General features: G+C 61.0%; 11 protein-coding genes and 1 pseudogene. 2 read left to right on the plus strand and 10 right to left on the minus strand.

What is annotated here, in order from left to right; all coding sequences use genetic code 11:
• Positions 1-106: 106 nt before the first annotated feature.
• The 7 genes and pseudogenes from PR018_RS21570 to PR018_RS21600 all read right to left on the minus strand — a co-directional run bounded on the left by PR018_RS21570 (position 107) and on the right by PR018_RS21600 (position 7846).
• The gene (locus tag PR018_RS21570; protein WP_142831774.1) at positions 107-2425 is read right to left on the minus strand and encodes a molybdopterin guanine dinucleotide-containing S/N-oxide reductase; all 2319 of its coding nucleotides are present in this window, start codon (positions 2423-2425) and stop codon (positions 107-109) included.
• A gap of 43 nt (positions 2426-2468) precedes the next feature.
• Positions 2469-3845 (minus strand): FAD-binding oxidoreductase, encoded by a 1377-nt coding sequence (locus tag PR018_RS21575; RefSeq protein WP_142831775.1) that lies wholly within the window; start codon positions 3843-3845, stop codon positions 2469-2471.
• A complete protein-coding gene (locus tag PR018_RS21580) occupies positions 3842-4591 on the minus strand; it encodes a sulfurtransferase (protein WP_142831776.1) in 750 nt (249 codons plus the stop codon). Before PR018_RS21580 ends, PR018_RS21575 begins: the two co-directional genes overlap by 4 nt.
• Before the next feature lie 59 nt (positions 4592-4650).
• Positions 4651-5253, minus strand: coding sequence for a 2-hydroxychromene-2-carboxylate isomerase (locus PR018_RS21585; protein WP_142831777.1), 603 nt, complete (start codon positions 5251-5253; stop codon positions 4651-4653).
• Positions 5250-5834: a TetR/AcrR family transcriptional regulator gene (locus tag PR018_RS21590; RefSeq protein ID WP_142831778.1), complete on the minus strand. Its 585-nt coding sequence runs from the start codon at positions 5832-5834 to the stop codon at positions 5250-5252. The genes PR018_RS21585 and PR018_RS21590 overlap by 4 nt, the downstream gene beginning before the upstream one ends.
• A gap of 316 nt (positions 5835-6150) precedes the next feature.
• Positions 6151-6716: pseudogene (locus PR018_RS21595) on the minus strand (LLM class oxidoreductase); the annotation flags it as partial.
• Positions 6717-7231: 515 nt separating this feature from the next.
• Positions 7232-7846 carry an FMN-dependent NADH-azoreductase gene (locus PR018_RS21600; RefSeq protein WP_142831779.1) on the minus strand — a complete coding sequence of 205 codons (615 nt, stop codon included), beginning with the start codon at positions 7844-7846 and terminating at the stop codon, positions 7232-7234.
• Between the two features lie 131 nt (positions 7847-7977).
• Between PR018_RS21600 and PR018_RS21605 the strand changes: the two genes are divergently transcribed.
• Positions 7978-8946 (plus strand): LysR family transcriptional regulator, encoded by a 969-nt coding sequence (locus tag PR018_RS21605; RefSeq protein WP_142831780.1) that lies wholly within the window; start codon positions 7978-7980, stop codon positions 8944-8946.
• A gap of 708 nt (positions 8947-9654) precedes the next feature.
• Positions 9655-9915 (plus strand): DUF6894 family protein, encoded by a 261-nt coding sequence (locus tag PR018_RS28520; protein ID WP_425064162.1) that lies wholly within the window; start codon positions 9655-9657, stop codon positions 9913-9915.
• A 152-nt stretch (positions 9916-10067) separates the two neighbouring features.
• Here the strand turns inward: PR018_RS28520 and PR018_RS21615 are convergent, their stop codons facing one another.
• From PR018_RS21615 to PR018_RS21625, 3 genes are read right to left on the minus strand one after another with little or no spacing between them, the layout of a single operon-like run.
• Positions 10068-10355, minus strand: coding sequence for an integration host factor subunit beta (locus tag PR018_RS21615; protein WP_142831782.1), 288 nt, complete (start codon positions 10353-10355; stop codon positions 10068-10070).
• A gap of 39 nt (positions 10356-10394) precedes the next feature.
• Positions 10395-11138 carry a DUF6118 family protein gene (locus tag PR018_RS21620; RefSeq protein WP_142831783.1) on the minus strand — a complete coding sequence of 248 codons (744 nt, stop codon included), beginning with the start codon at positions 11136-11138 and terminating at the stop codon, positions 10395-10397.
• 8 nt (positions 11139-11146) lie between these two features.
• Entirely contained in the window at positions 11147-12760 is a 1614-nt protein-coding gene (locus tag PR018_RS21625; RefSeq protein ID WP_425064169.1) for a hypothetical protein, read from the minus strand.
• Positions 12761-12763 lie beyond the last annotated feature (3 nt).

Genomic DNA, 12763 nt, shown 5'->3' on the forward strand with positions numbered 1-12763 from the left:
TTCGAGGTGCGCAGGGGTCAGCTTTTTTCGGGCGCCGATATTGGCGGCGATCAGACCCACGGGACGGCAGCTTCAATCGATGGCAAGGAAGCGTGGGTGATTGCTGTCAATCCCTCTTCATCTCGGGGCCATGAGCGCCATCGGTAAACTTCATTTCTTCGAATATTCGAACTGGGGGCGGGTCGCCGTGAAATCGTTCGACTTGCACGCGGGTTATTTGCCCGGTCGAGCCCTGCGCCAATCTTGAGGTGCCGACATCATGTGTTAGAATGTTGGGATTGCCGTGCACGCACATGGCTTTGTCGGCGCTCCGGTCGTCCGGCTCGAACCACGCGCCGGTCGCAAGCTGCATAACGCCTTTCCGCAGGTCCTGGCTGAGGATCGCGGCGGCAAGGCAGCTGCCACGGTCATTGAACAGCCTCACGATGTCCCCATCGACGATGCTGCGCTCGGCAGCGTCGGCCGGGTGAATGCGGACCGGTTCACGGCTCTTGATCTTCGTCGAACGGCTGAAATCGCCGTAGTCGAGCTGGCTGTGCAGGCGATGATGCGGCTGGTTGCAAACGAGGTGCAGCGGATAGCGGTCGTCGCCTGCGTGCCGGGCCGGGTACCATCGCGGATGGCCGCGGCAATCGTCGTAGCCAAAGCCTTCGACAGTTTCAGAGAAGATCTCGATTCTACCCGAAGGCGTCGGCAGGGCCGATGCGAGCGGATCGTCGCGGAAGGCCCGCGCCGGACCGCCCACATCGGCTTCCAGCGGCAGGCGGATTTCTCCGCGATGCCAGAATTCCTCGAAGTCCGGAGCCTCGTGGCCGCCGGACGCCAGCGCCGTGCGGGTCGTCTCATACAGGAAGGCGAGCCATTGCCGCGACGATCGGTTTTCCGTGAAGGCCTCCGCCTTGCCGAGATGTGCCGCTATCGCGGCGAAGATCTCGTAGTCATCGCGCGACTCGCCCACCGGTTCGATCAGGCGCTTCATCGCCACCATCAGCGGATCACCGGCTGAAGCGCCGATATCCTCGCGCTCGAGTGTCGTCGTCGCCGGCAGGACAATGTCCGCGTGGCGGGCCGAGGCGGTCCACGCCGTCTCGTGCACGATGATGGTTTCCGGCCGGCGAAAGGCCTCGCGCAGCCTGTTGAGATCCTGGTGATGGTGGAACGGATTTCCGCCTGCCCAGTAGACCAGTTTGGTATCGGGATAGTGCGCATCAATGCCGTTGTACTGAAATGCCTCGCCCGGATTGAGGAGCATGTCGGCAATTCGGGCGACGGGAATGAAATCCGCCACAGGATTGCGGAACTGGTTGAAGGTCGGCAGCGGCACGGCCAGTTGCTGCTTGCCGTTGTTGCCCAGGGCGCCCAGCGAATAGGAGAAGCCGCCCCCGTCGAGGCCCATCTGGCCGAGCATCGCGGCCAGCACAATGCCCATCCAAACCGGCTGCTCGCCATAATCGGCTCTTTGGAGGGCGTGGGCAATCGTAATCAGTGTTCTTGCCCCCGCCATTGCCCGTGCCAGCTCTTCAATGACGCCTGCATCGATGCCGCAAATGGCAGACGCCCATCCAGGGCTTTTCCGTTGGCCATCGCTGCGGCCAAACAAATAGTCCTCGAAGCACTCGTAACCGACGGCATAGCGATCAAGGAAGTCGCGGTCGTGCAGCCCTTCCGTGGCAAGCACATAGGCAAGGGCGAGCATTAGCGCGACATCGGTGCCCGGCGTGATGGACAGCCATTCCGCATTGGCTTCTAAGGGAAAGTCGTCTCGCAACGGACTGACGAGGACGAAACGCGCGCCGCGCGTGCTGGCGCCCATCAGCTTGTCACGCACGATGTGCTGACTGTTACCGCCGCCATGGACGTCCGAATTCTTAATGGCCATGCCGCCGAAGGCGACGATCAGTTCGCTGCTCCGCTCGATCGCGTCCCAGGTGACGCTCTTGCGGTCGAAGTGATCGTAGGGTCCGAGCACATGGGGGATGATCACCATTGCGGCGCCGGAGCTATAGGTGTTGACGGACCGGACATAGCCGCCGAGCACATTCAAGAAGCGATGGACCTGGCTCTGGGCATGATGGAAGCGGCCGGCACTCGACCAGCCGTAGGAACCGCCGAACACGGCCGTCGGGCCGAAGTCGCCATAGACCCGCTCGAGCTCAGCCGCGACGAGCTCGATTGCCCTCGCCCAGCTCACCTCGACATAGTCGTCGGCGCCACGGTCCTGCGCATTGCCCTTCTTGCCCTCCAGCCAACCGCGCCGCACGGCCGGACGTTTGATGCGCATCGGGCTGTCGGCGACAGCCGGCAGATTGCCAAGCAGAGGCGAGGGATGCGGGTCGGCCGGATGAGGTCGGATTTCAAGCGTGCCGTCGCGATAGCGCCCCGAAAAAGCGCCCCAATGAGAGCTGTGGGTTTGGAAGTCGTTCATCGGGAATACCTCTTCATTCTTCACGCAGCGGAGGCCAAGAAACTCATTCCGGCAGAATCTTGCCCGGGTTCATGATGTTCATGGGATCGATCGCGGCCTTGATCACGGCCATCAGATCGACGGCATCGCCGTGTTCGCGGCGCAGGTAGTCGATCTTGCCCGTTCCTATGCCGTGTTCACCGGTCGACGTGCCGCCGACCGAGAGTGCGTGCAGAACCATCGCCTTGTTAATCGCCGCGACCTCGTCGAGCTCTGCCCTGTTGTCCGGATCGACGGCGAAGACGACGTGATAGTTGCCGTCGCCGACATGGCCGAGAATGGCGGCCGGGACGCTGCAGCCCTGCAGCAGTGCGCGCGTCTTCAGAATGCAGTCGCTCAGTTCCGAGACGGGAACGCAGACGTCTGACGACCAGCCTTTGGCATTCTGACGCTGTGAAACCACTGCATAGAATGCGTTGTGACGCGCCTTCCACAGCCGGTTTCGATCTTCCGCTGCGTTGGCCCATTCGAAATCCCGGCCGCCATGCTCGTCGACGATCGCCGCCACCATGTCGACCTGCTCCTGTACGGCAGCGGGAGAGCCGTGGAATTCAAAGGCAAGTGTGTCCTCGATCTTCAGCGTCAGGTTGGAATAGGCGTTGACCGCAGCGATGAGCCCACGGTCCATCAGTTCCATGCGGGCGACGGGGATGCCCAGCTGGACGACAGCGATCGCTGTGTCGACCGCCTGCTCGACGCTCGCAAACGAGCACAGCGCCGCCGTAATTGTCTCGGGAATGCCGTAGAGTCGAAGTGTCACCTCAGTGATGATACCGAGCGTCCCTTCCGAGCCGATGAACAGCCGAGTAAGATCGTAGCCGGCCGAGGATTTGCGGGCCCGTCCGCCGGTGCGCACGACCTGTCCGCTCGGCAGGACGACGGTCAGCGACAGGACGTTTTCGCGCATCGTGCCATAACGGACGGCGTTGGTGCCCGAGGCGCGTGTCGCCGCCATGCCGCCGATCGAGGCGTTGGCGCCGGGATCAATCGGGAAGAAAAGTCCCTTGTCGCGCAGATGGGTGTTGAGCTGCTCGCGGGTGACGCCGGCTTCGACTGTACAATCGAGATCTTCGGCGCCGACCCGGACGATCAGCGACATGCGCGAAAGATCGATGGAGATGCCGCCGCATATCGCCGTCAGATGCCCCTCCAGCGAGGTGCCCGCCCCAAACGCGATTACCGGCACGCCTTCGGCCGCACATAGCCGGACGGTCTGCGCCACCTCGTCAGTGTGTTCCGCAAATACGACGCCGTCCGGCATCGCTGCCGTATGGTAGGATTCGCCGCGGCCATGCTGCTCGCGCAGGGCAGGCGAAGTCGAGAAGCGATCGCCGAAAATGGCGCGGAGTTTGTCGGAAAGTTCTGTCGAGAGGTGCGTCATTCGCCGCCTCCGGTTTTTGCCGCGCCGGTGGCGGCCGGTGTGTCGCCGTGCTGTCCCCACTCGGTCGCGGCGCCGTCGTAGATCGCGACGTCCTGCTTGCCGACGAGATACAGCGCAAAGGCGAGTGCCGCCGCGGTAACGCCGGAGCCGCAGCTTGCGATGACGGGTTCGGCGAAATCGAGACCGGCATCCTCGAAGGCCGCGCGGATCTCAGCCAACGGGCGGACTTCGCCGGATTGCGGATCGGTCAGCGCGTTGAAGGGCAGATTGAGGCTTCCGGGAATATGTCCTGATCGCAGACCGAGCCGCGCCTCCTTTTCCTCTGCGGTGAAACGGCCGACCGATCGGGCATCGATGACTTGCTCCGCATGGCTCGTCAGATTGTCGAGAAGCTGCGCCTTTGAGCGGGCGGCAGCCGGCGCGAATTTGGCACGGAACGAGGTGCTGGCCGGATGGGTAACTTCGTCGGTCACCGGCCTTGCCTCGCTCAGCCATTTCTTCAGTCCGCCGTCGAGGATGGCGACCCTGTCGTGGCCGAAGGTCCGCAGCGTCCACCAGACCCGTCCCGCCGACATCAGGCCGGGCGTGTCGTAGATCACGACAACGCCGTCGTTGGCGATGCCGAGATCCGAGGCATGGCGCTCGAACGCCGCACTGGACGGTAGCATGTGGGGAAGCGTCCCATGGTAGAGATGGGCCGACAGCCATTCGGTGGACACGAGCGAACCTGGCAATGTAGCGGACATGGATTGCTCCCAGCAGTGCTGTTGGTGAGGGGGTGGCGGCAGCCATGCCGCATCACCCGTCAGGCGACGATCTTGTCGCCGTTCAGATGCCGATCGAGGAATGGCAGGCTGTCCTGCCCCCAGTAGAGCTCACCATCGTAGCGGAAGGTCGGAAAGCCAAAGACGCCGCCCGCTCTTGCCGTCTCGAGGTTTGATTCCCAGGTGGCCTTGACGTCTTCGGCCTGGGCCCGTTGCTCCAATGCAGTGCCATCGAGCCCGGCAGCATCGGCAATGGCAACGCGGACAGTTGATTGACCGATATCCTCTCCTCGTTCCCAGAACGCCGCCTGTAGCGCGGCCGTCAGCTTCAACCAGTTGTCGCTACGCTCGATTGCGGCAATGACCATCAAACCGGCCGGCGTGGGATCGGAGAGAGTGGAGCGGTTGTCGAAATCTAGGGTCTTGCCGCGGACGGCTGCCCAGCGCTTCAGGTCTTTAATCCAGTAGGCGCGGCGGGCTTCCGGTCGGTTGCGCGAATAGATGGCGCCGTTGTCCTCAACGAGCGGAATCACGAAGGGGCGGATCGAGGCGCCGTGTTTGGCGGCAAGCGCCGTAAAGGCCTCAAGGCCGATGAAAGCCCAGGGCGAACCAATGCCGAAAAAATAGTCGATGTTCTTGGTCATGGAATGCTCTTTGCAGCTTTTCTGTTCGAATGAAGGGCCGTGTCGAAGACGGCGATGGCGCAATCGCGCGCGATGAGAACCACACCGGGATCGCGTTCGACGGCGACCGTTGCCAGCGCGCCTTCGTAGAGAAGGGAAAGATGTGCTGCCGCCGGTTCGGAGCCCAGATCGGAATTTGCCATGACGGCGCGGAAGATATCCTTCACCGTCTTTTTGTGCATACGCGCGACCGTCGTGACGCGCACCGAATCGCCATGTTCGGCAACGGCGAGCGCGAATGCACAGCCGCGGAATTCCGGACTGTCGGCTTTCTGGTGCAGCTGCTCGAAAATCATTCGGATCTGATCCCGTGGCGTCTTCGCCTCGTCAAGAACCTCTCGAAGCGATCGGATGACGCGGTGGTGGCGATCTTCGAGATAGGCGGCGACAAGATGGTCCTTTGAAGGGAAATGCCGATACAGTGTGGCCTTGGCAACCTTGGCCTCCTCGATGATTCGGTCAATGCCAACGGCACGTATGCCCTCGCGATAAAATAGCGCTCCCACCGCGGTGAGAATCTGGTCGGATATTGGCTCTTTCATGAAACGACTTCGGGCTGGAGGGGGTTGATAGTGTCTGGCAGACCGGTCGATCCGCCTGCCGTGCCTGTAGATACGAGTTTGTCGTGTCCAGCCGCCGGGCAAATCGATTTGCATGGTGCGCGCTTCACGAATGACCCCGCCGCGGATAGAGCAATGCATCTAAGCGTGAAACGGCAACAGAGAAAGACAGGTTGTTCTTTTTCTTCCTGCCTTAAGGAAATGGTTTTGCTCGGTCGAAGCTGCGGCGTCGGGGCGCTATTGCCGGCGTCAGTCGAAAACGCCTTGGCCACCTGCGGCGCGCTACGTTTCCGGTTTATCACCCTGCAGCAGCAAGGAGTGCGGGCTGATCGAGGCCGAGATGGTCTCGCAGCGTCGAACCGCTGTAGTCCAATCGGAACAGGCCGCGCTCCTGCAGATGGGCACGACCAACTGGGTGAAATCTTCCAGTCCCTGCAGAAAGAAGGGCGGCATGACATTGAACCCTTCGGCGGCGCCAGCTTCGAACCACTGCTGCATCCGGTCGGCAATCTCGACCGGCGTTCCGACCAGCATGTTATGGCCGCGTCCTGCAGCAACCCGCAGCGCCAACTGACGGATGGTCAGCTTTTCCCGCTTCGCCAGTTCGGTCAGCAATTCGGCGCGGCTGCGCGGCTGATCCGAGATCGGCAGATCGGGCAGGGGAGCATCGAGATCGCGGCCTGCCAGACTATGGCCCAGCCGTTCCTCGAGACGCGGCATCGCGCTCTTGATGTCCGTCCATTGATCGAGCCCAGCCCGCTTTTCGGCTGCCTCGGTCGAGGTGCGGCCGATCACCGCCAGGAAATCTGGCATCACGGCCACGTCTTCCGGCCGGCGTCCGAAGGCAACAACGCGTGCCTTCAGTCGGCCGCCGGCTTGTCGCCTGTGCCAGCTACGGCGTGCAGGTAATCGGTTCGGTACTGGTCATTATTGCTGTAGGTAACAGTGGGCCGTGGCTTTTTCTCGGCATCGCGCTGTTTGGGTTGGGAGTTGGAAACGCCACATCGCTACCGCTACTCATCGCACAGCAGGAGTTCCCCCAGCAGAGACCGCGCGCGTGGTGCCGCTGATGGTCGCCATCGGTTAGGCTGGTCATGCCTTTGCGCCGGCAGCTTTTGGTCTGCTGCGGGGCTGACGGTGTCTATGCCGCCGGATCAACCTTGCTGTTCCTCTGCGCAGCGGCAATACAGGTCGCTGCGATTGGATGCATCCTTTTGGGCCGGCGAAGAAGGCCGCTTGATGCCCCCCGCGTTGCCGGAAGAAATTTTGGATACGATTAAAGGCAAGTTGCTAAAAATAACTGGTCCAAGTCAGACGCGGCCCAATAGAAAACGGCCGATTCGTTTCCGGCCGCTCCCTCGTCACAACAATGCTATGGATCAGGCAGCAGCCGCCAGTTCGTCAGAACGGGTGCGGGCAGCTGCAATGGCTTTCTCAGCCGCTTCAGGACCATAGGCGAGGCCTTCGACCACCACCGTCTCGACGTCGGTGACGCCGATGAAGGCGAGAATCGACTTCAGGTACGGCGTGGCGTGGTTCAGCGCCTCGGCCGGGCCGGTCGAATAGATCCCGCCGGAGGCAAGCACGATATAAGCCTTTTTGCCGCTGGTCAGGCCAATCGGGCCGGTCTCGCCATATTTGAAGGTCAGGCCGGCACGGGCGATATTGTCGATCCAGCTCTTCAGTGACGAGTAGATGGAAAAATTGATCATACCGGTACCGATGATCAGCGTGTCGGCGGCAAGAAGCTCTTGGGTCAGCATGTCTGACGTCTTCGTCACTTCATTCTGCTCGGCTGTGCGGCCGTCGGCTGGCGTGCGAATGGCGGTTGTGAACACTTCGTCGATGTGCGGCAGCGCCGTCGCGGTCAAGTCGCGGTGCACAAGCGTTGCGCCGGGCGTCTGTGCCTTGAGCTTTTCGGCAAGTTCAGTGGCGATCTGGGTCGAGAGAGAATCGGAGCGTGGGCTGGATGTAAGGAGAAGGATGGAGGACATGAGGCATTTCCTTTTTCGATAGGCGGCGGTTCAGTCAGCAATCGATGCCGTTCCCCGAACAGATAGGCCAGCATGACTATCGAAAAAACTGTGATAATATGGATCGCAGTTATCGATGAAGTGGATGGATCGTGCTGCCTAACCCGACATTGGACCAATTGCAGGTATTTCTGGCTGTCGCCGAGGCTGGTAGCTTCTCAGCCGCCTCACGCTCCCTAAACCGCGCCCAGTCGGTGATTTCCTATACGATCGCCAATCTGGAGGCACAGCTTCAAGTCGGGCTGTTCGAACGCTCCGGCGCCCGCCAGGCGAAGTTGACCGATGCCGGTGCGGCCATGCTCGGGGATGCCCGCCGCATCCTCTCCGATTTGGAGGTCATGCGCGCCCGCGTCGGCAGTCTCAAGGAAGGGATCGAGGCCGAGGTCGCCGCGGCCATCAGCGTCATGGTGCCGACCGGCCTGATGGTCGAAGTGCTGCGGGAGTTCCGCGACCGTTATCCGTCCGTCTCTATGCGTCTCAATGTCGGCGAACTCGGAGCCGTCATGGAACTAGTCTCCAGCGGTCAATCGACGATTGGCATCGGCGGTGCGATCTTCAAGCAGGACGATTCGTTGGTAGTCGAGCGCATCGGCCATTCCTTCATGATGCCGGTCGCCGCTGCCAATCATCCGCTCGCCGCAATCGACCGGCCGTTGACGATCGCCGATGTCCGCGAAGAGGTGCAGCTTGTTGTCACCGATTCCACGGCGATGACCAAGGGTCGTGATTTCAACGTTTTGTCCTACCGGACCTGGCGCGTCAGCGACGTCGCCACCAAGCATCATCTGGTGCGGGGCGGCCTGGGCTGGGGCGGGTTGCCGGCGTCGCTGATCCGCGAGGACCTTTTGAGCGGCCGCCTGGTTCATCTCGACCTTGAAGCCTACGAGCAGGGCGAATACCCGATCTATGCGATCCACAAGCTTGCCCATCCGCCGGGTCCGGCGACCGTCTGGATGGTCGATGCGTTTCGCTCGCGGCTGACCACCTGCCCGAGCCGCATCGATTTCATGGAAGGCCGGATGCCCTTTGACAAGCCGGAAGACGCCATCGCCGCGGAATGAATGGACGCCATAGGCGCCCATCGGATGATTCGACGCTTGGCTTCTACAGCACCAGCCTGAAGGTGTGAAAACCGATGGCGATGACGCTGACATCTTCGATCTTGGCGCTTTTCAGGTCAGCGATGAGAACGGCGGTGCAAAAGTCGGCCACGGTGGTGGCGGGATAGTCCCACTTCGGCGGAGTAAATCTCGGCCACCTACTTAGCCTTCTGCGATGAGTGCAGTAGGGTCAGAGGATCTACACAGCGCAACCGAGGTTCGCCAACTGATGAGTAAACTTTTGCGGCCCGATCAACATTACCAATCCAAAAGTTCCATAAATCACCCTTACGCGCCAACTCCATGATATTGCTTGGAAAACGTCTCACTCTTAGCGCGAGGTTTTTTCCGTTGGATGGGAAACGTTTAGGCTTGTTTGTTCTGGCTCGGGGCTTCTCAGGTCGACTCCAGGCGAAATCGGCTTGGAATGAGCGTTGAGAGAAAGCAACTGCTCAAGGCGGGCTCGTGAAATGGCGGGCGCATGGAAACGCATTATGTATCTCTCAATTAACGAGCCTTGATCGTGTCCAACTCTTGTTAATGGCGCAACCACCCAGACCTTCAGTCCCCAGCGAATTGAGGGGCTTATCCAACCTTGCTATCTAGGTTGATTGCATCATCGCAACATGCAACTATTGATTTATGATCCCCCGGCGGTACATACTCAAGATGAAACGATATTTCTTCCACGTTCGGAACGGGCTAATCTTCTTCCAGGATTTGGAAGGAAGTATAGTTAAGGATCTTGAAGCGGCTATCGACGACGCGCAACGATCCGTAAAGGAGATCGTTGCGGATTGTAGCGCGTCTGGAAAACCTGTTGGCGGTCAGCAGTTTGAGATTGTCGATGAAGCTGGCATCGTTTGGGCTGTCATCCAGTTCAGGGCCTTCATCCCCCGGTCTGGTGCCGAGACCCTCGAATGGATCTGAACGGTGCATCGCCTACCAAGCCGATGAAACCTGGGCGCTTGACGCGATTTAACGTACCGCTCGGCTGCCTAGGGGAGCCTAATGCCGATCTTTTGGGCACGCCACATAGCTTGCAATAAGACCTTCGGTTCGCTTCGCGATACGTTCCCGGCTTACGAATTCCCGGAATTCAAGTGCTCTTGTATTTCCTTTCCGGCCTTAAAAAATGGCACCCATTTGTCATCGACAAAGACGGTTTCCCCGTTTCTCGGGTTGTGCCCGGATCTCGGCGGGCGGTGTCGCACGGAGAAGCTCCCGAACCCACGAAGCTCGACCCGGTTGCCCTTTTCCAGGGCCTCGGTAATTCCCTCGAGAATGATGTCGACGATCCGCTCGACGTCTCTGTTGTAGAGGTGGGGATTGCGCGCCGCGACGATTTGGACGAGTTCCGATCTTGTCATTGTTTGGCCTGTAAAATCTGGTGGCTGAACGAATGCTGGTTACTTGTCGGAAGCTGGCACGGCAACCGTGATTACGCAACGCTGCTCGCTTTTGGCCTTTGCGGCCGCTTCAGCACAGGTCGTGAGCGCTTGCTGATTGGCACGCACGAGAGCACTGGCATCGGCAATGCCACGCCATCCCTCGGGACTTGACGACTGCATCAGGGCGATCCCCGCATCCCAGCGATCGGCATTCATGACTGTGGCGGCAATCGCCTTGTCGATCGATCCTGGCAGCAAGCGCGGCCCAAGGGTGAGGAACACTCCGCCCATGACGATGCCGAGGGCCACGGCGCCGAGGAGCCAGCGATCCTGGGTCTGCCGGTCGCGGGCACTGCTGACGACCTCTCTGATGTCGGCCTCTACCCGCTGCAGACCGCGTTCCCGGTTCTCAAGTGTCCGAACGGCGTTAGCCGAGATGCGCTCAGCCGCAGTCTCGATCACCCGGGCATAGTGCTCGGGGCCGTTCTTCAAGGCTGGCGACTTCTGGATAGCCGTCAGGTGCTGCGCGACCAGGACCAGGCTCTCAACCATCTGGCCGATATCCACGCTATGGTCGGCCGGCTGCTGGAACGTCTCGAACCGTTCGAAGGCGGCCTCCACGCCCTTGCGGATGACCACCATTTCGCCACCGAGATCGCGGGCGAGCTTCTCCACGGTCCGGCGCAAGGCCTCGAAGGCTTCGGTCGCCTCATCGATTTCGGACGGCATCGCCCGCTCCTGATCGTCGGTGCTGTCAGTCATACGCACTCCTATCGTTCAAGCCCTTGGCTACGCCCGCGGGAAATCTGTCGGTCCATCTCGCGGGCAATAGTCTTTTCCTGGCGTATATTGCCGATGCCGAGCTCCTGGGCGCGGCTGCGCACGATAGCCTCCACCTGTGGATCCTTTTCGATCTGAGCAGATACCTGGCGCATTTGCCCCTCGACCTTGCCGCGGGCCTTGTCATGGGGCCCGCGAAGGCCCTGGCGCTCCGTCTGTAGTTCCTGCCAGCGATTGATCAGCCGGTCGGCCCGAACGTTCGGATCGGCCTGCAAAGCCTTTTCCTTCTCCATACCGGCAATCAAATGACTGACGCGCTCGCGGCCGGTATATGCTCGCATAGCTTTCAAGATATCTGGATCATATCGGGCGGCTGAGGCCATGAGTGCCGGTGACCCCGGCTGGGCCTGCTCCATCTGTCGGCCGGCTCCCTGCAGTTCCAATTTCTGGCTCGCAAGAATGGGCAGTCCCTGATCCTGCATCCTCGCTGCAGCGGTGAAAGCGCGGGCATACCGGTCGACCGCCTGCTCGAACTGCGACGGCCGCCGCCATGCCTCAGGCGATCGTGGAATATCTGGCCTGTCCGCCGGCTCACGCTCCCTGGAGGCGGCATTCAGCTTCAAGCCGGCAAAGATGCTGCGCTTCGGGGTTGCCGCCTGCGGAGGGCGCTCCTCCGCCGTTTTGGGACGATCTTGCAATGGCTGGGGTTGCGACGCTCCATTGCGCCCGAGCTTCAAGCCAGCAAATGCGCTACGACGCGGAGCCTGCTGGTGGTCGGAAACAGCCCGAGCGGGATCGCGTTCAGGACCGGCCTGCATTGGGGGTCGCACCTCATCAGAGGCACGCAGTGCCGACCGGTCCTGAACCTCCCGTGCCGGATGGTCCGCACGGGAGACCAGTTCTTGGACAAGCTTTGGGGCAGGAGCAAGATCAATCTCGCTTCTGATGCCAAAATGCTGCGCGACGCCACGGCGCTCGGCAAAGTCCCTGGTATAGTCGAGCGTGGTTTCCTTGGCGCCGGAGCGGCTGAGCCGGCTTTCCATCTGTCGATAGGCAAGTTCGCCAGCGCCAGCGACTTTCCAGGAATTGCGCTCGGCCGTCGTGCCGTTTGGAAGGTGCACTGTCTGCGATCCGCGATGCTCAAGCCCGATCCTGTCTCCGATCTCCGGCTTCGCCTCAGCCATTGCCCGACCGAGATCGACGCCCCACGTCGTGTGCTTCTCGCCCCGATCGGTTTCCAGCGTCACGAAATAGCTGTCGCGGTTACCGGCCTTGTGTTCGAAGGGCGCAACGCCATGCGCGACCAGACGACCTCCATTGCGATTGAACTCGTCTTGGCTCCCATAAAGCTGCACCCCGTCGCGATGGCGGGTCATGGCGACATAGGTCAGATGCCGGTCCATTGTCTCGGACGCCATGACGAACGCCCTGTCCACTGTCGCACCCTGGTTCTTGTGGATCGTCGTCGCATAGCCATGATCAAAACTTTGGTAGGAATTTGTGTCTATCCTTACCAGGCCAACTCCATCCCCTGGCGACAGCATACCGCCGTCGAGCTCTACATGTAGTGCGTCGGGCTCGACGGCCTTGACTGTCCCCAGCATGCC

The organism is Rhizobium rhododendri, from assembly GCF_007000325.2.
Taxonomy (GTDB): domain Bacteria; phylum Pseudomonadota; class Alphaproteobacteria; order Rhizobiales; family Rhizobiaceae; genus Rhizobium; species Rhizobium rhododendri.